Raw genomic sequence first — 23,283 nt, forward strand, 5'->3', positions numbered from 1 at the left:
CAGACCACGCAGAATCTTGAAAGAGGAGTCAGCGAACGATGGCCTACTCCGTCACACTGCCGGAGCTCGGGGAGAGCGTCACCGAAGGCACCGTCACCCGGTGGCTTAAGCAGGAGGGCGACACCGTCGAGGTCGACGAGCCGTTGCTCGAGATCTCGACCGACAAGGTCGACACCGAGGTGCCCTCCCCGGTGGCGGGCACGGTCGTGAAGATCAGCGCCGCCGAAGACGAGACTGTCGAGGTCGGCGCCGAGCTGGCCGTGATCGACGACGGTTCCGGCGGCGCGCCCGAGTCCTCCGCCCCGGCGCAGGAAGAGCAGAAGTCCGAGCCGGAGCCCGAGCCCGAATCCGCGCCTGAGCCGCAGGCCCAGGACAGCGCGCCGAGCAAGCCGGACACCGCGCCGGCCGCCGGTGGCGAAGGCACCGAGGTGAAGCTGCCCGAGCTGGGCGAGAGCGTCACCGAGGGCACCGTCACGCGCTGGCTGAAGCAGGTCGGCGACTCGGTCGAGGTCGACGAGCCGCTGCTCGAGATCTCCACCGACAAGGTGGACACCGAGGTGCCGTCGCCGGTCGCCGGCACGGTGCTGGAGATCCGCGCGGGCGAGGACGAGACCGTCGAGGTCGGCGGCGTGCTGGCCGTGATCGGCGACGCGAACGCCGCGCCGAAGGCCGAGTCCAAGCCGGAGTCCAAGCCGGAGCCGGTCCAGGAGTCCAAGCCGGAACCGAAGCCCGAGCCGGTCCAGGAGAGCAAGCCGGAACCGAAGCCCGAGCCGAAGGCCGAGCCGAAGGCCGAGCCCGCTCCCGCCGCGGCCGCGCCGAAGGAAAGCTCGGCCGACGGCCCGTACGTCACGCCGCTGGTGCGCAAGCTCGCGTCGGAGCACGGCATCGACCTGTCGAGCCTGACCGGCAGCGGTGTCGGCGGCCGGATCCGCAAGCAGGACGTCCTGGCCGCGGCCGAGGAGAAGCAGAAGGCGGCCGCTCCGGCCCCGGCTGCCGCGGCCCCGGCGGCGCCGGCTCCCGCGGCGGCTTCGGCCCCGGCGGCCCCGCGCCCGACCGCCGTCTCGGTCTCCCCGGAGATCCAGGCGCTGCGCGGCACCGTGCAGAAGGCCAGCCGGATCCGGCAGATCACGGCCACCAAGACCCGCGAGTCGCTGCAGATCGCCGCGCAGCTCACGCAGGTCCAGGAAGTGGACGTGACCAAGATCGCCAAGCTGCGCCAGCGGGCGAAGGGTGCCTTCAAGGAGCGCGAGGGCGTCAACCTGACGTTCCTGCCGTTCTTCGCGAAGGCCACCGTCGAGGCGCTGAAGCAGCACGCGAACGTGAACGCGTCCTACAACGAGGACACGAAGGAGATCACTTACCACGGCGCCGTGCACCTGGGCATCGCGGTGGACACCGAGCGCGGCCTGCTCTCGGTCGTGATCCACGACGCGGGCGAGCTGAGCCTGGCCGGTATCGCGCACCGCATCGCCGACCTGGCGGGCCGGGCGCGGGCCAACCAGATCAAGCCCGACGAGCTGTCCGGTGGCACGTTCTCCATCACCAACATCGGCAGCGTCGGCGCCTTGTTCGACACGCCGATCATCGTGCAGCCGCAGTCCGGCATCCTCGGGACCGGCGCGGTCGTCAAGCGCCCGATCGTCGCGACCGACGCCGACGGCAACGACACCATCGCCATCCGCTCGATGGCGTACCTCCCGCTGACCTACGACCACCGCCTGGTGGACGGGGCCGACGCGGGCCGCTTCCTGATGACGATCAAGCAGCGTCTGGAAGAGGGCAAGTTCGAGGACGAGCTCGGTCTCTGACTCAAGCAGGTCGAAGGCCGCCACGGAACTCCCGTGGCGGCCTTCGCCGTTTCCGGGCCGGGAATGCGGCCGGGCACCGGATAGGCGACGATCGACCCATGCGAGTACTGATCGCCGGAGCGAGCGGCTTGATCGGGTCGGCGCTGGGCGAACGCCTGCGGCGCGACGGCCACGACGTCCGCAAGCTGGTGCGGCGCGAAACCCGGGCAGCGGACGAACACCGCTGGGACCCGCCGGCGGGCACTATCACCGGCGGCGCGTTCGACGGCGTGGACGCCGTCGTCAACCTGGGCGGCAAGCCGCTGTTCCCCGGCCGGTGGAGCGCGATGCGCAAGCAGCAGCTCACCGACAGCCGGGTCGAGCCGACCGAGGTGCTCGCCGAAGCCGTCGCCGAACACGGCGTCGGCGTCCTGGTCAACGCGTCCGCCGTGGGCTACTACGGCGATCCTGGACCGTCCTCTGTGGACGAGAACTCCCCGCGCGGGCAAGGGTTCCTGGCCGAGCTGTGCGCGGAGTGGGAAGCCGCGACGGCGGCGGCCCGCGACGCGCGGGTCGTCCACGTCCGGACCGGGCTGGTGCTCTCGGCGAAGGGCGGGCTCTACGGCACGCTGCGGCCGTTGTTCCGGCTGGGCCTGGGCGCGCGGCTCGGCGACGGCAAGCAGTACATGCCGTGGATCGCCCTCGAGGACGAGGTCGGCGCGATCGTCCACGCCCTCACGCACGACTCGCTGTCCGGGCCGGTGAACCTGACCGGGCCCGCGCCGGTGACCAACGCCGAGTTCACCCGCGCGGTGGGCCGCGCCCTGCACCGGCCCGCGCCGTGGTTCGTGCCCGGGTTCGCGCTCAAGGCGGTGCTCGGCCAGGCCGGCGAGGAGATGGCGTTGTTCGGCCAGCGGGCCGTCCCGGCCGCCCTGGTCAGCTCCGGTTACGAGTTCCGGCGCCCGACGCTGGACAGCGCGCTCGCGGCGGCATGACCGTCCCGATCCGGCGCTGGCTCGTCGTCGGCGTCGTGCTCTCGATCGCGTTCGTCCTGCTCGGGCTGAGTGTCGCGCGGCAACCGCTCGCCCTCGACGTCGCCGTGTCCGACGCCCTCCACGGCGTCTACGCCCGGCCGCTCGGACGGGTCGCCCAGGCCGGCAGCGACGTCCTCGGCCCGGTGCTCCCGTTCGTCCTCGGCACGGCGCTGGTGGCGCTGGCGTTGCGTCGCCGCGAGCACCTCGGCCTGTGCGTCCGGCTCGCGGTCGTGCTGGTGCTCTGCCGGATGACCAGCCTGGTGTTCAAGCCGATCTTCCTGCGCGAACGCCCACGCGACTACCCGGACCTGAGCTACCCGAGCGGGCACGTGACGTCGGTGGCGAGCACCGGGTTCGTCCTGCTCCTGCTGTGCGCGTGGCTGTGGCCGCGGCTGGTGAAGCGGGTCGCGGTGGCGGTCGTCGTGGCCACCGTGCTGATCGCCGTCTTCCGCGTGCTGCTGGGCGTGCACTGGGTCACCGACACGATCGGCGCCGTGCTGGCCGTGACCGGTGTCGGGCTGCTCTCAGCGTGCGCCTTGCGCCTGCTTCCGGCGGGTGACGGGCGTAGCCTCGACGGGTGAGTTCTTCCCGGATTTCCTGCCGCGCCAGCACCGAACCCGTCGACGTCCGCGAGCTCGGCACGATCGACTACACCGAGGCCTGGGAGCTCCAGCGGAGCTCGCTCACCGCCCGGGCCGACGGCGCCGCCGGCGACACGATGCTGCTGCTGCAGCACCCGTCGGTCTACACCGCCGGGAAGCGCACCGAGCCCGCCGACCGGCCCACGGACGGCACCCCGGTGATCGACGTCGACCGCGGCGGCAAGATCACCTGGCACGGCCCCGGCCAGCTGGTCGGCTACCCGATCGTGAAGCTCGCCGACCCGATCGACGTCGTGCACTACGTGCGGCGGCTCGAGGAGGCGCTGATCCACGTGTGCGACCAGCTGGGGGTGCACACCGGCCGCGTCGAAGGCCGCAGCGGCGTCTGGATCCCGGCCGACGAGCGCGGCATCGAGCGCAAGATCGCCGCGATCGGCATCCGCGTCCAGCGCGGCGTGACGATGCACGGCTTCGAGCTGAACTGCGACGCCGACCTGGCCGCGTTCGACAGCATCGTGCCGTGCGGCATCCGCGACGCGGGCGTGACGTCGCTGTCGTACGAGCTGCAGAAGGACGTCAGCGTGGAAGCGGTCCTGCCGCTGGCCCGCGACGCCGTCCTCGCGGCCCTCGAAGGCGAGCTCCCGGTGAGCGACGACCGCTGGCTCCCCCGCCCCGAGGCCCCGCAGGCCGCGGGCGTCACCTTCGCCCTCCAGAACTGAAAAGCCGTGAATGGCACATCGAGGGACTCTGAGTCCCTCGATGTGCCATTTACGGCTTTGAACCTCAGTCCAGCTGCGGGGCGACCTCGGACGCGATGAGGTCGATCTGGTCCAGGTCGGACAGGTCCAGCAGCTGCAGGTAGACGCGGGTGATCCCGGTCTTCTCGCGCCACTGGCCGATCCGGTCGACGACCTCGGCGGGTGAGCCGGCCAGGCCGCTCTCCCGCAGCCCGTCGACGTCGCGCCCGATCGCCGACGCCCGGCGCTCGACCTCGGCTTCGTCGCGGCCGACGCCGATGACCAGCGCCACCGAGCGCAGGATCTCCTTCGGGTCGCGGCCGATCTCCTGCGCCGCCGCCTCGACGCGGGCGAACTGCGCGGCCGCGGTCTCCTGGTCGGCGAACGGGAGGTTGAACTCGTCGGCGAAGCGCGCGGCCAGCGCCGGGGTGCGCTTCTTGCCCGAGCCGCCGATGATCACCGGCGGCGCCGGCGACTGGGCGGGCTTCGGCAGCGCCGGCGAGTCGGTCAGCGTGTAGTGGTCACCCTTGAAGGAGTACGTCTCCCCCGCCGGCGTCTTCCACAGCCCGGTGATGATCTCGAGCTGCTCGGCGTAGCGGTCGAAGCGCTCCTTCAGCGGCGGCAGCGTGAGCCCATACGCGTCGTGCTCCGCGTCGTACCAGCCGGCGCCGAAACCGAATTCGACGCGCCCGCCGGACATCTGGTCGACCTGCGCCACCGAGATGGCCAGCGGCCCCGGATAGCGGAAGGTCGCCGCGGTGACGAGCGTGCCGAGCCGGATCCGGCTGGTCTCCCGGGCCAGGCCGGCCAGGGTGATCCAGGCGTCGGTCGGGCCGGGCAGGCCGTCGGCCGAGCCCATCTTCAGGTAGTGGTCGCTGCGGAAGAAGGCGTCGTATCCGGCGGCTTCGGTCGCCTTGGCGACACGCAGCAGGTCGTCGTAGCTGGCCCCTTGCTGGGGCTCGGTGAAGATCCTCAAGTCCACCGCGTCAGCCTATCGACGGAGTGGCCTCTTCGCCGTCGGTGCGCCGCAGCCGGACCAGCATGCGGACGATCACGTCCTCGATCTCGGCGCCGACCTTCTTCGGGTCCGGCGAGCTGGCGATCTCGGTGGCCGCGCTCGACAGCGCGCCGAACAGCAGCCGCGCGGTGACCTCGACCGGCACCGGCTCGACCTCGCCCGCGTCGATCAGCGACTGCAGCCCGGACCGCACGAGCCCGAAGCTGCACCGCTCCTCGGCTTCACGCCAGCGCTCCCAGCCCATCACGACCGGCGCCTCGTGGATGGCGATCCGCTGGTAGGCGGGGTCGAGACAGGCGCGGATGAACGCGTTGAGCCCGCCCAGAGCCCGCTCCCAGGGTGTGCCTTCACCGGTCATGATCTTGTCGAGACGGTCGTAGACGAGGCTTTCGACCGAGTCGAACGCGGCCTCGAAGAGAGCCTGCTTGCCGCTGAAGTGGTGGTAGAGCGCACCCTTGGTGACGCGGGCGCGTTTGGCGATCTCGTCGAGCGAGGTACCCGCGTAGCCGCGTTTGGTGATCAGTTCCACCGCGCTGTCGACCAGCGCCGACCGCGTCGACTCGGAGTAGTCGAGTCGCCTGGACCTCATTGTCGCCACCTTCACAACTTTACGCCCGGAGGATCTCTCCATACCCATGGTATGTTCGCCGGGTCAGGTCCGTACCGGGAGTATGCCGCAGACCCGCGGTATGACCCCCGCCACGGAAGGGGAGCCACACCATGAGCTGGACCGACTTCTACCGACGTCAGGAAATCCTCGAAGCCACCGTCCGCCAAGCGGGCCGGAACCCGGGCGCGCCGCTGCCGCTCGACGAGGTGCCCGGGGCCGAAGACCACTTCGGCGGCGAAGAGAACGTCCTCGCCGCCCTCCAGTACAAGTGGACGCAGGTGCTGGCCGGCCGGCTGCGCACCGAGGTCACCGACCCGGACGACGCCGACGGCCTGGGCGACCACGTCGACGCCGTCACGCGCGCCTGGCGCGCCACCGTCGAGGAGCACGAGACGCTGCGCGCGGTGCTCGACGGCGGGCTCAAGCGCCACGCGTCGCTGCGCCGCATGCACGAAGGCGAGCTGCGGATGCTCGCCGTCACCTCCGGGCTGGCCGACCCGCGTGAGCCGGCCGCCGAGATCGTCCAGGTGGGCCGCACCCTCGAGGCGCTGCTGCGCACGAGCCGCGAGGAACCCGCCCGCCGCCGTCCGGTGATGGGACACCTGCGCCGCCTGCTCGCGCCGAGCGCGTGACAGGAGTTAAGTACACGCATGACTGAGCGTTGGGCCGAAGCCGACATCGCCGACCAGACCGGCCGCACCGCGGTGGTCACCGGCGCGAACTCCGGCCTCGGCCTCCGCACGGCCGAGGTGCTCGCGGGCAAGGGGGCCCGCGTGCTCCTCGCGTGCCGGTCCGCCGAACGCGGCGCGAAGGCCTTGGAGCAGGTGCGCGCGGCGGCTTCGGGCGCCGCACCCGAATTGGTGAAACTGGACCTGGCCGACCTCTCTTCGGTGCGCGACGCCGCGGCGTCGGTGCGCGAGCTCACCGGCGGCAAGCTGGACCTCCTGATCAACAACGCCGGGCTGATGATGACGCCGCGCGGCAAGACCGCCGACGGCTTCGAAACCCAGTTCGGCACCAACTACCTCGGCCACGCGGTGCTGACCTGGCTGCTGCTGCCCGCGCTGCGCGGTGGTACCGGCGCCCGCGTCGTCACGCTCTCGAGCGTCGCCGCGACCGGCGCGCGCATCGACGTCGCCGACCCGAACTTCGAGCACCGCCGCTACAACCCGGGCGCCGCCTACGGCCAGTCGAAGCTGGCCGACCAGGTGTTCGCGCTCGAGCTCGACCGCCGCCTGCGTGCCGCCGGCGACGACGTCCTCAGCGTCGCCGCCCACCCCGGCTACACCTCGACCGGCCTAGGCCAGGGCATGGCCCGCTCGTACCGCAACCCGGTGCTGCGCGCCGTGATCGGCGGCGGCAACCGGCTCGGCGAGATCCTGCTGGCCCAGGGCCCCCGGATGGGCGCGCTCCCCCAGCTGTACGCGGCCACCGCGGACGGCGTCGAGGGCGGCGAGTACATCGCCCCGCGGGGTGTCGGCGGCCTGCGGGGTTACCCCGTGAAGGTGAACCCGCTGACGCCCGCGCGCAGCGAGGCGCTGGGGGCCGCGTTGTGGGATCTCACCGCGAAGCTGACCGGCGTCACCCCCGACCCCGCGTAGTCCGGACGGGCGTACGGTTGAGGGCGTGAGTGCTGCGCCTGAAGGCCGGAAGCTGCTGCGTCTCGAAGTCCGCAACAGTGAAACGCCGATCGAGAAGAAGCCGCCGTGGATCAAGACGCGGGTGCGGATGGGCCCGGAGTTCACCGAACTCAAGGGCCTCGTGCGCCGCGAAGGTCTGCACACCGTCTGCGAAGAAGCGGGCTGTCCCAACATCTACGAATGCTGGGAAGACCGCGAAGCCACGTTCCTCATCGGCGGTGACCAGTGCACCCGCCGGTGCGATTTCTGCCAGATCGACACGGGTAAGCCCGCCGAGCTGGACCGGACGGAGCCGCGGAAGGTCGCGGAGTCCGTCCAGGCCATGGGGTTGCGGTACTCGACGGTCACCGGCGTCGCGCGTGACGACCTCGCCGATGGTGGGGCGTGGCTGTACGCCGAGACCGTGCGTCAGATCCACGACCTGAACCCGGGTACGGGTGTCGAACTGCTGATCCCGGACTTCAACGCCGACCCCGACCAGCTGACCGAGGTCTTCGGGTCGCGGCCGGAGGTGCTGGCCCACAACGTGGAGACGGTGCCGCGGATCTTCAAGCGGATCCGTCCCGGCTTCCGCTACGCGCGGTCCCTGGAAGTCATCACGGCCGCGCGCGAAGCCGGTCTGGTGACGAAATCCAACCTGATCCTCGGCATGGGCGAGACGCCCGACGAGGTCGCGCCGGCGATGCGGGACCTGGTCGACGCGGGCTGCGAGATCCTGACGATCACCCAGTACTTGCGTCCGTCGCCGCGGCATCACCCGGTGGATCGCTGGGTGAAGCCGGAGGAGTTCGTCGAGCACTCCCAGGCTGCTGAAGCGATGGGTTTCGCGGGTGTGATGGCGGGTCCGCTCGTGCGCTCGTCGTACCGGGCGGGACGGCTCTACGCCCAGACGAAGGCCCACCGCGGTGAAGTCCTGCCGGAGAACCTGCAGCACCTCGCCGTCGAAGGCCCGGCCGCGCAGGAAGCCGCGTCGCTGCTCGCACGGTGACCGACGCCACACCACCGACCTTAAAGGATCGGTAAAGTGGCACGCATGGCCCTGGTTTCGGATCTCTTGAGCTGGCTGCAAGGACTCCCGGAACCGGGGCTGGTCGCCGCGACCGGCGGCCTGGTGTTCGCCGAATGCACGATCGGGCTGGGTTTCGTGGCCCCGGGCGAGTCCGGCCTGCTCATCGCCGCGACGACCGCCACCACGGTCGCGCGGTTCATGGCACTGTGGACGGTCGTCACCCTCTGCGCGACCGCGGGCGACGCGCTGGGCTACGTCATCGGCCGCCGCTTCGGACCGCGGCTGCGCGAGACGAAGCTGATCCGCAAGTACGGCCTCGAAGGCTGGGACAAAGCGACGTCCGTCCTGGAACGCCGGGGCGCGTGGGCGGTGTTCTTCGCGAGGTTCCTGCCGGTGATCCGCACCCTGACCCCGGCCGCGGCCGGGACGTCGGGCCTGCCGTTCCGCAGGTTCCTCCCGGCCGCCGCGGCGGGCGCGTTCTGCTGGTCCCTGATCCACATCAGCATCGGCGCCGCCCTGGGCGAAGCGGCCAAACGCATCGAGGGCGCGTTGAACACGGGCGGGCTGATCGTGGTCGGTGTGCTGGTGGCGGTCGCGGTGTTCTTCTTACTGCGCTTCAAGAAACGCAAAACCCTCGCGGCCGCCGAGCCGGAGCCCGAGCGCGTCCCCTGACTGCGATGCCGTGAGGGGCACCCTCATGGACTTGTAAGCCATGAGGGTGCCCCTCACGGCTTACAAGCCGGGTCCACGAGGGTGCGGCCCGGGTGGCCGGACCGCACCCTCCCGGCGTCAGCGACGGGCGCGCGTCGCCTTGCCGGTGGCCCAGCCGATCAAACCGAGCGCCAACAGCGCCCCACCGGCGACGAACGGCCAGGAACCGGTGCCCGGCCCGGACGGCGCCGGCGCGGGAGCGGCGAGGTCGTACCCGCCGAGCTTGCCCTGCGCCCGGTAGGCCGAACCGGGCAGCTTGTCGCCGTACAACCGGTGCACCAGCTGCTGGTACGCCGGGAGCGTGACGCCGTCCCCGACCCGCGAGCGCGCCGGGTCGTTCAGCGGCAGCACGCGGCCCTCGCGAATCCGGTACCACGCGTTGACCTGCGGCTCGGTGAACACGAGATCACCGTGGGCCTGCGCCGGGTACGTCAGCTCCTCGGTCCCGGTGGTGAAGTTGGTCGCGGCCCAGCCGGCCGGCTCCGGGGTGAGCCAGACCGTCGCCTGGCGGCCCGTCGACGCCTGGGTCCGCACGGCGAAGTACGCGAACGCCGCGGGCTTCGCGTCCGGCGTCCCGGCGACGAACGCGGGGTCGAGCGAGTAGACGCGCAACGGCTCGCCGGTGACCCGGGGCGCCTGCGCCGCGTCGGCCCGCGCGACGCCGGAGCGCCGGTCGAGCTGGCCGAAGAACGACGACAGCTTCGCCGTCGTGTCCGCCGAGGCGAGGACCTGCTCGGCCGCCGTGACATCGGAGTTCGAGGGCTCGGAAGCCGAAGCCGTGCCGCCGAAACCGAGCACCAGCGCGGAGCCGGCGAGGAGGGTGACAAGTCCGCGGAAGACGTTCATGTCACGCCCCGATCCGGTAGAGGGACTGGGCCCACTGGAACTGCCCGTTGCGGACGTAGCTCGAATGCGCCATCGCGCTGTAGCGCCGGCTGCTCGGCCACGGGTCGCCGTAGTAGACGAGCCCGCTGCTGTCGTAGCCGTAGATGACCTGGGCGTGGCCGCCGCCGGCCGTCCAGTAGATGCCCGTCTCGACCGGGCGCCGCGCGGTGATCTCGCTCTGCACGGACGCGAAGCTCAGCGCGCTGGTCACGGTGCCGGGCCGCAGCCCGAGCGCCTGGTAGCCGCGCTGCACGTACGTCAGCTCACCGGCCTGGTTCGGGCACTGCGAGCCGGCCGGGTAGCCGCGGGAGTAGTCGCAGAAGGTGTTCTGGCTGACGTTCGAGCCGTAGCCCAGGAACCGCGCGATGGTCAGGCCGCTCGCGGCCCAGCACCACTGGTTCTGCTCCTGGACGAGCTGGCTGACGGACAAGGTGGCGGCGGCCTCCGTCACGTCGGTGGCGGCCGTCGCGGGTGGGGCGGACAGACCGGCGAGCGCCACGCACAGCACGCCGATCGAAAGTGATCGTCTGAGGTGCATTCGTTGCTCCTTGTCGGCAACAGGTGGGGACCTGGTGAGCGTCTCCCGTTGCCGCGCCGGGCAGTAATCCCAGCGGGGATAACACCGGCGTTATGCCGCCTATCGGGCGGAGACGAGCCGTTCGCCCGGTTCCTCCGGATGCTGCCGGCACCACCGCGCGAAGTGCGGGTTCCGCTGCCGCGACGCCACGTACGCGACCTCGGCGCAGCGGAACACCTCGTCGGTCGCCGGCGTGCGGGCGTCGTCCTCCCGCGTCGCGAACAGCAACGTGGTCCACAGCGGGTCCCCGGCGAGCGGCAGCGCGACCAGCCCGGGCGGCGGCGCCGACGCGGCCTGCGCGAGGCACACCGCACCCTGCGCGATCAGCGTGCCGGCGGTGCCCGCCTCGGACGTGAAGTGCCGCACCCGCGGCGTGAACCCGGCGGCCGCGCAGGCCTGCAGGAACCGCACCCGCACGCAGTTCTCGTGCGGCGGCGGCAGGATCCAGTCGACGTCGGCCAGATCGGCGAGGTCGACGACGCCACCGTGGATGGCCGGGTGCCCCTGCGCGATCCCGACGAAGATCGGCTCGGTGGCCAGCGTCCGCACGGTCAGCCCGGCGTAGTGGTGCGGCTCGGTGCCGTCGAACCGTTCGAGCAGCGCGACGTCCACGCGGCCGGTCGAGAGCAGCTTCAGGAGCGTCAGCGACGCCGGTTCGGCGTACGTCTGGACGTCGAGCGTCTTCCCCAGCTCTTCGATGAACCGGCCGATGATGAGTAGCGGCACGTACCCGATCTTGAGGGTCTCCGCGACACCTTCGCCGTGACTCCGCGCGGTGGCGACGAGGGCCTGCATGTCGGACAGCAGGGCGTCGGCGCGGGCGAGCACGAACCGGCCGAGCTCGGTCGGGCGCACGCCGCTGGGCTCGCGGACGAACAGGTCGCCGCCGAGGATGCGTTCGATGCGCTTGAGCTGGGCGGTGAGGGCAGGCTGGCTGACGCCCAGCACGGTGGCCGCGCGGCTCACACTGCCGCCGTCGGCGACGGCGCGGACGGCCCGGAGATGGCGCAGTTCCAGCTCGGCCACGTCCAGCAGGTTAACGCCGGCTTCACGGCCGGCACGACCTGCGAAAGTCGGGCTTACTACATTCGGCGGTATGAGTCTCGCGGATCTTCCCCGGCCGATCGGCTTCGTCCTCGGTGGTGGCGGCAGTCTCGGCGCCATGCAGGTCGGCATGTTGCGCGCGGTCGCCGAGGCCGGGATCACCCCGGACCTCGCGGTCGGCACGTCGGTCGGCTCGCTCAACGCGGCCGTCCTGGCCCTGACCCACGACGACCCGATCGAGCGACTGCGCGGGATCTGGGCGCACATGACGCGCGACGAGGCGTTCCCCGGCGGTGTGCTGAGCCGGGTCCGGACGCTGACGCAGAGCAAGACGCACCTGTTCCCCAACAGCGGTCTCACGAAGATCGTCAACGAGCACGTCGGCACCGGCCGCCGGTTCGAAGACCTGGCGCTGCCGCTCGGCGTCGTCACGACGCAGGTCGACACGGCCGAGCCGCTGCTGATCCGGACGGGTCCCCTGCTGGAGCCGCTGCTGGCCAGCTGCGCGATCCCGGGGATCTTCCCGCCGGTGGCCTACGAAGGCCGGCTGCTGTACGACGGCGGGCTCGTCGCGAACGTGCCGATGCGGCAAGCGCTGGCGATGGGCGCGCAGTCGCTGGTGGTGTTCGACTGCGCGTTCCCCGGGAAGCTGCCGGCCGAGCCGCGGACGTTCGCCGAGGTGATGATGTTCACCGCGATGATCAGCATGCGGAACCAGGCCGTGCTGGAGGCGCCGCTCGCGGCGTCCCAGGTGCCGGTGGTCTACCTGCCGGGGCCGGCGCCGGTGCGGGTGAACCCGCTGGACTTCAGCCACACGGACGCGCTGGCAGCCGAGGCGTACGACGCGGCGCGGGAGTTCCTCGACGGGATCTCGGTGTCCGGTGCGGGGCTTTACGGCGCACCTGGCCTGGTCGTCACGTGATCCACGTCACGACGATGCACCGATCCGGTCGGAAGGACGTCATCGCTATCGCGTAGTTTTGATGGTAATGCCCGCCGATCCCAATTTCCCAAAAAGAGACAATATGCTCCCCAAGAAGACTTTACTTTCGGTGGCCGGGATTCTCGCCGGAGCACTGCTGCTTTCCGCCTGCTCGTCCGGTGACGACGGTGGTTCGCCCACCAACGGGGCGCCGACGTCCGGATCCGAGGCGCCATCCGCGACCGCGGTGGCGGTGACGTTCGAGCCGGCGGGCGGCACAGGAGTCAACCCCGCGACCCCCGTCGTCGTCAAGGCGGCCAACGGGAAGCTCATCGACGTCACCGTGACCAACACGGCGAAGGGGAAGCCGGTGGCCGGCAAGCTGGCGACGGACGCCCTCAGCTGGACCTCCAGCGAGCCGCTCGGCTACGGCGCGACGTACAAGATCGTCGCGCACGCCCAGGGCTCCGACGGGAAGCCGATCGAGCAGGACAACCAGATCAGCACGATCGCCCCGAAGAAGCAGGCCAACGCCAACCTGATTCCGGCGCCGTCCGCGGTGACGAGCACGGGTGTCGGCGTGGGGCAGCCGATCGTCTTCAGCTTCGGCAAGATCGCCGTCAAGAACAAGGCGGACGTCGAGAAGGCCCTCACGGTGGAGTCGTCGCCCAAGCAGGAGGGCAGCTGGTACTGGATCGACGACTCGAACGTCCACTACCGGCCGAAGGAGTACTGGAAGGCCGGCACCACGCTGAAGGTCACGGCGAAGATCTACGGCGTCGATTTCGGAAACGGCGTGTTCGGCGCGGAAGACCGCACGGAGACGTACAAAGTGCACGATTCCTGGATCGCGAAGGCGGACGGGAACACCGAGCAGATGCAGATCTTCCACAACGGCGCCATGGTGAAATCCATGCCGATCTCGATGGGCAAGGACGCGACCCCGACACATTTGGGCGCGCACATCATTTCGGACAAGCAGGCCAACTACACGATGGACTCGTGCACGTACGGCGTCTGCCCGCCCGACCCGAAGGCGTACCGCTCCAACGAGAAGTTCTCGGAGCGGATCTCGAACGACGGCGAGTTCGTCCACGAGAACCCGAACAGCGTCGGCCAGCAGGGAAGCTCGAACGTCTCCCACGGCTGCATCAACCTGAACGCCGCGAACGCCCAGTGGTTCTTCCAGAACCTGGGCCTGGGCGACGTCGTGGAGGTAACCAACTCGGGCGGCCCCCAGCTCCCCGTCTGGGACCTGTACGGCGACTGGTCCAAGTCCTGGGCCGACTGGCAAGCCGGCTCGGCCGTGAAGTAACTCTGGTTGTTTCGAAGAAGGGGCCGGGAGCTTTCGCTCCCGGCCCCTTCTTCATGCCCTGTTCGACCCTCAGGCCGTGCGCAATGAGGCATCACCCGTGACTGGACGGGTAGCTCGCGTGATCCGCGGGGCATCAATGGTGTTCGTAGGGCATCTCGCCCGATCTGCGGGTGACGCCCGCTCAGGCTGGCATCACGGTGGCGGGTCTCGCGTGAGCCGGACCCGAACTCGTGTGATCAGACCCGTGACTCACCTGATTCGAAGCGGAACTCGCGCGCCCAGGCCCCAGCTGCCCAGCCCGAGGCCGACCAGTGAGGTTGGTGTCGACCAGTTGGAGGGCCGGCTCACCCGCCTGAGGGCGCTGGCTCGCGTGATCCACAGGCCGGTACCCGTGATCCGGAGGTCGCCACGCGTGATCCGGAGGTCGACACGCGTGACCTGCGAGTCGACACACGTGATCCTGGGGTCAACTCGCGTGATCCGCGGGTCGACACGTGATCAGAACGCCGGCACCCGTGACTGAAACGCCGGCACCCGTGATCAGACGGTCGACACGACCCCGACCGCGGCAACCCGACAAACCACCGACACCCCGGACACCAGGCACCCGGGGGTGCCGGAAAAGGGGGTGTGGATATAGAAAAAGGGCCTGGCCGGGAGAACCAAAGGTTCTCGACCGGGCCAGGCCCTTCCCCAACAAAATGTTCGGCGGTGTCCTACTCTCCCACAACCCTTCGGTTGCAGTACCATCGGCGCTGTCAAGCTTAGCTTCCGGGTTCGGAATGGGACCGGGCGTTTCCCTGACGCTAAAACCACCGAAACACTACGAAACAACCACACCCCCCAAAAACAGGGAGCCGTGTGGTGTCTCAGAAACCGTAGAGTGGATGCGTAACACCTTCGTAGACAAGTCCTCGGCCTATTAGTACCAGTCAACTCGACAACACATTACTGTGCTTCCATATCTGGCCTATCAACCCAATGGTCTATTGGGGGCCTTAACCCACAAAGGGTGGGATACCTCATCTTGGAACAGGCTTCCCGCTTAGATGCCTTCAGCGGTTATCCCTTCCGAACGTGGCCAACCAGCCATGCCCCTGGCGGGACAACTGGCACACCAGAGGTTCGTCCGTCCCGGTCCTCTCGTACTAGGGACAGCCTTCCTCAAGTATCCTACGCGCGCGGCGGATAGGGACCGAACTGTCTCACGACGTTCTAAACCCAGCTCGCGTGCCGCTTTAATGGGCGAACAGCCCAACCCTTGGGACCTACTCCGGCCCCAGGATGCGACGAGCCGACATCGAGGTGCCAAACCATGCCGTCGATATGGACTCTTGGGCAAGATCAGCCTGTTATCCCCGGGGTACCTTTTATCCGTTGAGCGACACCCCTTCCACCAGGTGGTGCCGGATCACTAGTCCCGACTTTCGTCCCTGCTCGACATGTCTGTCTCACAGTCAAGCTCCCTTGTGCACTTGCACTCAACACCTGATTGCCAACCAGGCTGAGGGAACCTTTGGGCGCCTCCGTTACTCTTTAGGAGGCAACCGCCCCAGTTAAACTACCCATCAGGCACTGTCCCTGAACCAGATCATGGCCCGAGGTTCAGATTCCCAATTCGACCAGAGTGGTATTTCAACAACGACTCCACAGTAACTAGCGTCACCGCTTCACAGTCTCCCACCTATCCTACACAAGCCGAACCGAAAACCAATACCAAACTATAGTAAAGGTCCCGGGGTCTTTCCGTCCTGCCGCGCGTAACGAGCATCTTTACTCGTAGTGCAATTTCGCCGGGCCTGTGGTTGAGACAGCCGGAAAGTCGTTACGCCATTCGTGCAGGTCGGAACTTACCCGACAAGGAATTTCGCTACCTTAGGATGGTTATAGTTACCACCGCCGTTTACTGGCGCTTAAATTCTCAGCTTCACCCCCGAAGGGATTAACCGGTCCTCTTAACGTTCCAGCACCGGGCAGGCGTCAGTCCATATACATCGTCTTGCGACTTCGCATGGACCTGTGTTTTTAGTAAACAGTCGCTTTCCGCTGGTCTCTGCGGCCACCCACCCCTAGTCCGTAAAGGACTTCAGGATGTTTGGCCCCCCTTCTCCCGAAGTTACGGGGGCATTTTGCCGAGTTCCTTAACCACAGTTCACCCGATCGCCTTAGTATTCTCTACCTGACCACCTGTGTTGGTTTGGGGTACGGGCCGTGCATGCACTCACTAGAGGCTTTTCTCGGCAGCATAGGATCACTCTACTTCGCCTCAAACGGCTACGCATCACGTCTCAGAGTATATAAAGCACGGATTTGCCTATGCTTTCTCCTACACGCTTACACCAGGACAACCATCGCCTGGCGGAGCTACCTTCCTGCGTCACCCCATCGCTTGACTACTACGAAATCAGGTCCCACGCTCCACAACACCAACTCCATCCGAAGACTTCGCCGGCGCGCTTTGGGTGGTTAGTATCAAACGCCTCGTCATGGGCGCACATGCTCGGGTACGGGAATATCAACCCGTTGTCCATCGACTACGCCTGTCGGCCTCGCCTTAGGTCCCGACTTACCCTGGGCGGATTAGCCTGGCCCAGGAACCCTTGGTCATCCGGCGGCAGAGTTTCTCACTCTGCATTCGCTACTCATGCCTGCATTCTCACTCCCACACCCTCCACCGCTAGCTTCCGCCACGGCTTCCCTGGGTGCAGGACGCTCCCCTACCCATCAACACGACTACACAAGGACTTCAAGAGCCCAAGTGGATCTATTGTGTCAATGACACAGCTTCGGCGGTGTGCTTAAGCCCCGCTACATTGTCGGCGCAGGACCACTTGACCAGTGAGCTATTACGCACTCTTTCAAGGGTGGCTGCTTCTAAGCCAACCTCCTGGTTGTCTGGGCAATCCCACATCCTTTCCCACTGAGCACACACTTAGGGGCCTTAGCTGGTGTTCTGGGCTGTTTCCCTCTCGACGACGAAGCTTATCCCCCGCCGTCTCACTGCCGCACTCTCACACCACGGTATTCGGAGTTTGGTTGATTTCGGTAACCCGGTAAGGCCCCTAGACCATCCAGTAGCTCTACCCCCGTGGTGAAACATGCGACGCTGCACCTAAATGCATTTCGGGGAGAACCAGCTATCACGGAGTTTGATTGGCCTTTCACCCCTACCCACAGCTCATCCCCTCAGTTTTCAACCTAAGTGGGTTCGGGCCTCCACGACGTCTTACCGTCGCTTCACCCTGGCCATGGGTAGATCACTCCGCTTCGGGTCTAGACCACGCGACTATAGGCGCCCTATTCAGACTCGCTTTCGCTACGGCTACCCCACACGGGTTAACCTCGCCACGCAGCACTAACTCGCAGGCTCATTCTTCAAAAGGCACGCCATCACCATTACAGCTCTGACGGCTTGTAGGCACACGGTTTCAGGTACTCTTTCACTCCCCTCCCGGGGTACTTTTCATCTTTCCCTCACGGTACTAGTCCGCTATCGGTCTTCAGGAAGTATTTAGGCTTACCGGGTGGTCCCGGCAGATTCACAGCAAATTCCACGAGCTCGCTGCTACTCGGGAGCACCATCACACAACACAAACACAGTTTTCGCGTACGGGGCTCTCACCCACTCCGGCCGCCCATCCCAAGGCGTTCCACTAACCATGCCGCATCATGCCCAGAGTGTCAGCTCTGAGAAGACAGGTCCCACAACACCGACTACACAACCCCTGACAGGTATCACATGCAATCGGTTTAGCCTCTTCCGCTTTCGCTCGCCACTACTCACGGAATCACGGTTGTTTTCTCTTCCTACGGGTACTGAGATGTTTCACTTCCCCGCGTTCCCTCCACACACCCTATATATTCAGGTGCGGGTAACACCACATCACTGGTGCTGGGTTTCCCCATTCGGAAATCCTCGGATCACAGCTCGGTTGACAGCTCCCCGAGGCTTATCGCAGCCTCCTACGTCCTTCATCGGCTCCTGAAGCCAAGACATCCACCATGTGCCCTTAACAACTTGACCACAAAGATGCTCGCATCCACTCTACAGTTCTCAAACACCACACCAGAAACAAACCACATTCCCAGGCTGTGTAAGCCCTAAGGCGTGTTGCCTCAGGACCCAACAGTGTGCATAGCAAACAATCACCCTCCGAGGCGCCGGCTCCTTTTTCCACGATCATCCGAAGATGCTCAGTACTAGAGGAGGCATTGCCAACCAAGAGTGACCATAACCAGTAGTTCCACAATTCCTTGAGCAAGCCCGGCAACACTGCATTCGAGTGTTAAACCGTGCCCACCCCACCACGGTGGTTCCGGGTATCCCGGCCGAGTGGATGTGTTGTGCTCCTTAGAAAGGAGGTGATCCAGCCGCACCTTCCGGTACGGCTACCTTGTTACGACTTCGTCCCAATCGCCAGTCCCACCTTCGACCACTCCCTCCCCGAAGGGTTGGGCCATGGGCTTCGGGTGTTACCGACTTTCATGACGTGACGGGCGGTGTGTACAAGGCCCGGGAACGTATTCACCGCAGCGTTGCTGATCTGCGATTACTAGCGACTCCGACTTCACGCAGTCGAGTTGCAGACTGCGATCCGAACTGAGACCGGCTTTAAGGGATTCGCTCCACCTCGCGGTATCGCAGCCCTCTGTACCAGCCATTGTAGCATGTGTGAAGCCCTGGACATAAGGGGCATGATGACTTGACGTCATCCCCACCTTCCTCCGAGTTGACCCCGGCAGTCTCCCACGAGTCCCCGCCATAACGCGCTGGCAACGTAGGATAAGGGTTGCGCTCGTTGCGGGACTTAACCCAACATCTCACGACACGAGCTGACGACAGCCATGCACCACCTGTACACCAACCACAAGGGAAGCCCCATCTCTGGGGATGTCTGGCGCATGTCAAGCCCAGGTAAGGTTCTTCGCGTTGCATCGAATTAATCCACATGCTCCGCCGCTTGTGCGGGCCCCCGTCAATTCCTTTGAGTTTTAGCCTTGCGGCCGTACTCCCCAGGCGGGGTGCTTAATGCGTTAGCTACGGCACGGACAACGTGGAATGTCGCCCACACCTAGCACCCACCGTTTACAGCGTGGACTACCAGGGTATCTAATCCTGTTCGCTCCCCACGCTTTCGCTCCTCAGCGTCAGTATCGGCCCAGAGACCCGCCTTCGCCACCGGTGTTCCTCCTGATATCTGCGCATTTCACCGCTACACCAGGAATTCCAGTCTCCCCTACCGAACTCAAGTCTGCCCGTATCGACTGCACGCTGAAGGTTAAGCCTCCAGATTTCACAGCCGACGCGACAAACCGCCTACGAGCTCTTTACGCCCAATAAATCCGGACAACGCTTGCACCCTACGTATTACCGCGGCTGCTGGCACGTAGTTAGCCGGTGCTTCTTATCCAGGTACCGTCACTTGCGCTTCGTCCCTGGCGAAAGAGGTTTACAACCCGAAGGCCGTCATCCCTCACGCGGCGTCGCTGCATCAGGCTTTCGCCCATTGTGCAATATTCCCCACTGCTGCCTCCCGTAGGAGTCTGGGCCGTGTCTCAGTCCCAGTGTGGCCGGTCACCCTCTCAGGCCGGCTACCCGTCGTCGCCTTGGTAGGCCATTACCCCACCAACAAGCTGATAGGCCGCGGGTTCATCCTGCACCGCCTGAACTTTCAACAACTCTCCATGCGAAAAGTTGTGATATCCGGTATTAGACCTCGTTTCCAAGGCTTATCCCAGAGTGCAGGGCAGATTACCCACGTGTTACTCACCCGTTCGCCACTAATCCACCCGAAGGCTTCATCGTTCGACTTGCATGTGTTAAGCACGCCGCCAGCGTTCGTCCTGAGCCAGGATCAAACTCTCCATCAATGAATAGTTTAATCGAGGCAAATTAATGCTCTCAAAGGAACCTCATACGAGGTTTCAAAACATAAGCTCTACTGGCTTAGTTCACTAGCACACTGTTGAGTTCTCAAGCAACACACTCTGGAATCACCCACGTTACCCGCGGGCTCAACCTCGGCGATTGTTTCAAGCCTTTGTTGTTCCGAGGCTATCACCTCGGTTCAGGACCACCCACTCTACCACCTTCGTGGGAGCTTGGTTCGTGGCCCCGGCGGCCGCCCGGTTTCCCTGGCGACTTGGAGAACTTTACATGCCCCGAAACGGCCTCGCACAGGGGGGTCCCTTTTTTGCACACCAGGTCGCTGACCTGCGGCGATCTACCCCTGCGGCTGCCCGTGGGCGAAGACGACCGTGACGGCGACGAGCGCGGCCGCGAGCACCGCGGCGACGTGGATCGGCGCCGGCGTGAACGACGCCGCGACGACGAGCACCGCGGTCACCGGGAAGCCGACGGCGATCGGGCGGCACTCGTTGGTCGGGCCGATGTGCAGCAGCCAGACGCTCAGCAGGAAGACCGCGACCGGGACCGTGGTCGCCAGGGCCGCGGCGATGCCCCCGACGTCGTGCAGCGTGTGGGTGTCGTAGGCGACCGCCACCTCCAGGCCGGCGCCGACGGCCGCGGCGGACGCGAAGATGAAGTAGTGGCCGTAACCCCAGCTCATGGTGGTCAGCAGACCCCGGTTGCGCACCAGGCGCGCGTGACCTGGGCGGTCGAAGTACAGCCACCACATCGAGAACACGAGCACCAGCGCGGCCGCGGCCAGCGAGATCAGCGCGCCGATGTGCCCCGGTTCCGCGGTGCCCTCCTTGATCGCGTTCGTCGCGCCGAGGATCACCTCGCCGAGCACGATCAGGGTGAACAGGCCGTACCGCTCGGCGATGTGGTGCGGGTGCCACGTGGTGCCGCGGCGGCTCTCCGCCCAGATCGGGACGGCCAGCTCCAGCACCGCGAACACGAAGAACGCGACGGGCTGCAGCCCGTGCGGCAGCCACAGGTAGCCGACCCACAGCACCTGGCAGCCGGCGATGCCGGCGGCGTAGCGCAGGGCCGACGGGCGGCAGCCCGGGTCGGACCGCGAGGCCCGCAGCCACTGCACGACCATCGCGAGCCGCATCAGGACGTAGCCGGCGACCATCACCCGGAAGTCGCCGTCGAAAGCGCGCTCCACCCCGGCCGCCACGGTCAGGCCGCCGGCGATCTGCACCAGCGTGACCAGCCGGTACGGGACGTCGTCGGTGTCGAACGCCGAGGCGAACCAGCTGAAGTTCAGCCAGCCCCACCAGATCCCGAAGAACACCAGCGCGAACGAGAACACCCCGTGCCCGATGTGCCCTTCGGCGAGCGCGTGGTGCAGCTGCGCGGCGGCCTGGCCGACGGCGACCACGAAGCAGAGGTCGAACAGCAGCTCCAGCGGCGTCGCGACGCGGTGGTGCTCACTGCTGTCGCGCGAGCGCATGGGCCGGTACCAGACCCGGATCCCGCTCCCCGGACGCGACGGGTACGGCGGCTGCTCGGTCATCGGGACTCCCCGCGTCTGCCTCGGACGGACGCGCTCATCCCAACATGATCAGCGGCGGCGGCGCGAGCCCGACACGGGCGAAACGGACGGACGGGCCCGGTTCCCCCTCACCCGGGCCCGCCCGCCACCGTCACGCGCGCTGCCGGCCGGCCGATGGGCAGCCCTTCCGCGACTGCCGGACGGTCCCCCGCGGACGCCGACACTCGTTGGATGGAAGGTGACCGAGTGTGTCCATTCCCTCGTACTCCGGACATTTCGGTCGCTCAGACCGGTCACCCCATCCCCGGGTGGCCGACCGATTGCCACTGTCGGTAGCCGAAGCCGCGCAGTGAAGGCTCCATAAGATCTACCCGGTTGCTCTGCGTAGCACCAGTGCCTTTCCGCGCGGGTCACTCGTTTGGAGCATCGCGAATCTGCGGAAAGTAGTGTCTCAGCCCCGATGGACGTCCGCGGCGGACGTTTCGGCCTCGCGAGCCGCCCGATCCGGCCCGGAAAGCTGCGCACGGTGTCTCCGCGCCCTCAGTTCGGCCACGGCGAGACCCAGCGCGCCGCACGTCAGGACGGCCGCGCAACAGAGGGCGACGGTGAGCGCCACCTGGTAGTCCCCCGCCGTGCCGACGACCGCGCCGAAGACCGACGCGAGCACGGCAGTGCCGATCGCCGTGCCGATCCGCTGCCCGGTCTGCAGCGCGCCGCCCGCGACGCCGGCCATCCGGACCGGGACGCACTCCAGCGTCAACGTCGTGTTCGGCGAGATCACCATGCCGCCGCCGACCCCGGCCAGCACCAGCGGCACCGCGAACGCCCATCCCGCGGACGCGGGCGGGACCAGTTGGGCCAGCAGCGCGACGACCAGCAGGCCGAGGGCGACCAGTACCAGTCCGGTGACGGTGAGCTTGCGTCCGAAGCGCGGCACCAGCCGCCCGGCGACGGCCGCGGCCACCGCCGAGCCGAGCGCGAACGGCGTCACCGACAGCCCGGACTGCAGCGGGGTGTAGCCGAGGCCCTGCTGGAAGAACATCGCGAAGACCAGCCAGATCCCGGCGAACCCGCAGAAGTAGAGCGCGCCCACGGCGGCACCCGTGGCGTAACCCGGGGTGCCGGTGAACAGCCGGGTGTCCAGCAGCGGCGACCGGCCGCGCCGGACCAGCGAGTGCTCCCAGCGCACGAAGGCGGCGCCGAAGACGAGCGCGACGACGAACATCCACCACAGCCGGGCCGGACCGCCGTTGTCGGACTCCACCACCGGGAGCAGCACGCCGAGGACCGCGACGGCGAGCAGCAGGATCCCGACGAAGTCGATCGCCGAGCGCAGCCGGAGCTCGCTCTTCCCGCTGCGCGGCAGCAGCCGCAGCGCCAGGCCGAAGGCGAGCACGCCGATCGGGACGTTGACGTAGAACACCCAGCGCCAGCCGTCCGGATCACCGAAGACGGCGAGGATCACGCCGCCGAGGATCGGGCCGACCGCCGTCGAGATGCCGACGACGGCGCCGAACACACCGAACGCGCGGCCGCGCTCGGGACCGCGGAAGAGGTCCTGGATCAGGCCGGTGTTCTGCGGGGTGAGCATGCCCGCCGCGATGCCCTGGGCGAGCCGGGCGAGCACCAGCGTCGTCTCGTTCGGGGCCGCACCGGCCAGGGCACTGGTGGCGACGAACGCCGCGAGGGCGCCGAGGAACATCTTCCGGCGGCCGAACGCGTCGCCGAGGCGGCCGCCGGTGACCAGGACCAGGCCGAACGCCAGCGCGTAGCCCGAGACGACCCAGCGGATCCCGCCGGCGCTCGCGCCCAGGTCACGCTGGATCGACGGCAGCGCGACGTTGACGATGCTGACGTCGAGCAGGCCCATGAACCCGGCCGTCAGGGAGACGGCCAGCGCTTTCCAGCGGCGGGGATCGGGTTCGTACGAAGTCATCCCGTCCAGCAAACACGAAGGGCCGGATCCGCGCGCGTTGTGCCCGCGGG

The 23,283-nt window shown here is 67.4% G+C and carries 17 protein-coding genes and 3 rRNA genes; 10 read left to right on the plus strand and 10 right to left on the minus strand.

What is annotated here, in order from left to right; genetic code table 11:
* Window positions 1-38 precede the first annotated feature (38 nt).
* From sucB to lipB, 4 genes are all read left to right on the plus strand, one after another.
* The gene (gene sucB, locus OG494_RS25775; RefSeq protein ID WP_328443085.1) at window positions 39-1,808 is read left to right on the plus strand and encodes a 2-oxoglutarate dehydrogenase, E2 component, dihydrolipoamide succinyltransferase; all 1,770 of its coding nucleotides are present in this window, start codon (window positions 39-41) and stop codon (window positions 1,806-1,808) included.
* A 98-nt stretch (window positions 1,809-1,906) separates the two neighbouring features.
* On the plus strand, window positions 1,907-2,782 hold the full coding sequence (locus OG494_RS25780) for a TIGR01777 family oxidoreductase (protein ID WP_328443086.1): 876 nt from the start codon (window positions 1,907-1,909) through the stop codon (window positions 2,780-2,782).
* Window positions 2,779-3,402 (plus strand): phosphatase PAP2 family protein, encoded by a 624-nt coding sequence (locus OG494_RS25785; RefSeq protein WP_328443087.1) that lies wholly within the window; start codon window positions 2,779-2,781, stop codon window positions 3,400-3,402. The genes OG494_RS25780 and OG494_RS25785 overlap by 4 nt, the downstream gene beginning before the upstream one ends.
* On the plus strand, window positions 3,399-4,142 hold the full coding sequence (lipB, locus tag OG494_RS25790) for a lipoyl(octanoyl) transferase LipB (protein WP_328443088.1): 744 nt from the start codon (window positions 3,399-3,401) through the stop codon (window positions 4,140-4,142). Before OG494_RS25785 ends, lipB begins: the two co-directional genes overlap by 4 nt.
* A 64-nt stretch (window positions 4,143-4,206) precedes the next feature.
* Here the strand turns inward: lipB and OG494_RS25795 are convergent, their stop codons facing one another.
* Window positions 4,207-5,142 carry an LLM class F420-dependent oxidoreductase gene (locus OG494_RS25795; protein ID WP_328443089.1) on the minus strand — a complete coding sequence of 312 codons (936 nt, stop codon included), beginning with the start codon at window positions 5,140-5,142 and terminating at the stop codon, window positions 4,207-4,209.
* A 4-nt stretch (window positions 5,143-5,146) separates the two neighbouring features.
* Window positions 5,147-5,767 (minus strand): TetR/AcrR family transcriptional regulator, encoded by a 621-nt coding sequence (locus OG494_RS25800; protein WP_328443090.1) that lies wholly within the window; start codon window positions 5,765-5,767, stop codon window positions 5,147-5,149.
* Between the two features lie 131 nt (window positions 5,768-5,898).
* On the opposite strand from OG494_RS25800, the gene OG494_RS25805 reads away from it, so the two are divergent.
* Genes OG494_RS25805 through OG494_RS25820 form a run of 4 tightly spaced genes read left to right on the plus strand, consistent with a single transcriptional unit; the run spans window position 5,899 to window position 9,109 of the window.
* Entirely contained in the window at window positions 5,899-6,420 is a 522-nt protein-coding gene (locus OG494_RS25805) for a hypothetical protein (protein ID WP_328443091.1), read from the plus strand.
* Between the two features lie 18 nt (window positions 6,421-6,438).
* Window positions 6,439-7,389 (plus strand): oxidoreductase, encoded by a 951-nt coding sequence (locus tag OG494_RS25810; protein WP_328443092.1) that lies wholly within the window; start codon window positions 6,439-6,441, stop codon window positions 7,387-7,389.
* Between the two features lie 25 nt (window positions 7,390-7,414).
* Window positions 7,415-8,416 (plus strand): lipoyl synthase, encoded by a 1,002-nt coding sequence (gene lipA / locus OG494_RS25815; protein WP_328443093.1) that lies wholly within the window; start codon window positions 7,415-7,417, stop codon window positions 8,414-8,416.
* 45 nt (window positions 8,417-8,461) lie between these two features.
* Window positions 8,462-9,109, plus strand: coding sequence for a DedA family protein (locus OG494_RS25820; protein ID WP_328443094.1), 648 nt, complete (start codon window positions 8,462-8,464; stop codon window positions 9,107-9,109).
* A 117-nt stretch (window positions 9,110-9,226) separates the two neighbouring features.
* On the opposite strand, the gene OG494_RS25825 is transcribed toward OG494_RS25820, so the two are convergent.
* From OG494_RS25825 to OG494_RS25835, 3 genes are all read right to left on the minus strand, one after another.
* Window positions 9,227-9,994 (minus strand): hypothetical protein, encoded by a 768-nt coding sequence (locus OG494_RS25825; protein WP_328443095.1) that lies wholly within the window; start codon window positions 9,992-9,994, stop codon window positions 9,227-9,229.
* 1 nt (window position 9,995) lies between these two features.
* The gene (locus OG494_RS25830) at window positions 9,996-10,571 is read right to left on the minus strand and encodes a papain-like cysteine protease family protein (protein WP_328443096.1); all 576 of its coding nucleotides are present in this window, start codon (window positions 10,569-10,571) and stop codon (window positions 9,996-9,998) included.
* 99 nt (window positions 10,572-10,670) lie between these two features.
* Window positions 10,671-11,636: a LysR family transcriptional regulator gene (locus OG494_RS25835; protein ID WP_328443097.1), complete on the minus strand. Its 966-nt coding sequence runs from the start codon at window positions 11,634-11,636 to the stop codon at window positions 10,671-10,673.
* Between the two features lie 70 nt (window positions 11,637-11,706).
* Between OG494_RS25835 and OG494_RS25840 the strand changes: the two genes are divergently transcribed.
* A complete protein-coding gene (locus OG494_RS25840) occupies window positions 11,707-12,576 on the plus strand; it encodes a patatin-like phospholipase family protein (RefSeq protein ID WP_328443098.1) in 870 nt (289 codons plus the stop codon).
* A 103-nt stretch (window positions 12,577-12,679) separates the two neighbouring features.
* The gene (locus tag OG494_RS25845; protein WP_328443099.1) at window positions 12,680-13,891 is read left to right on the plus strand and encodes a L,D-transpeptidase; all 1,212 of its coding nucleotides are present in this window, start codon (window positions 12,680-12,682) and stop codon (window positions 13,889-13,891) included.
* 703 nt (window positions 13,892-14,594) lie between these two features.
* On the opposite strand, the gene rrf is transcribed toward OG494_RS25845, so the two are convergent.
* The 5 genes from rrf to OG494_RS25870 all read right to left on the minus strand — a co-directional run bounded on the left by rrf (window position 14,595) and on the right by OG494_RS25870 (window position 23,233).
* Window positions 14,595-14,711 (minus strand): 5S ribosomal RNA (rrf, locus tag OG494_RS25850).
* A gap of 82 nt (window positions 14,712-14,793) precedes the next feature.
* A 23S ribosomal RNA gene (locus OG494_RS25855) occupies window positions 14,794-17,915 on the minus strand.
* Window positions 17,916-18,246: 331 nt separating this feature from the next.
* Window positions 18,247-19,762, minus strand: a 16S ribosomal RNA gene (locus tag OG494_RS25860).
* The 16S, 23S and 5S rRNA genes sit together here, the layout of an rRNA operon.
* 353 nt (window positions 19,763-20,115) lie before the next feature.
* Window positions 20,116-21,318, minus strand: a complete 1,203-nt coding sequence (locus OG494_RS25865) for a low temperature requirement protein A (protein WP_328443100.1) — start codon at window positions 21,316-21,318, stop codon at window positions 20,116-20,118.
* A 430-nt stretch (window positions 21,319-21,748) separates the two neighbouring features.
* Entirely contained in the window at window positions 21,749-23,233 is a 1,485-nt protein-coding gene (locus OG494_RS25870; RefSeq protein ID WP_328443101.1) for an MFS transporter, read from the minus strand.
* Between the last annotated feature and the right edge of the window lie 50 nt (window positions 23,234-23,283).

This window comes from Amycolatopsis sp. NBC_00438 (assembly GCF_036026695.1).
Taxonomy (GTDB): domain Bacteria; phylum Actinomycetota; class Actinomycetes; order Mycobacteriales; family Pseudonocardiaceae; genus Amycolatopsis.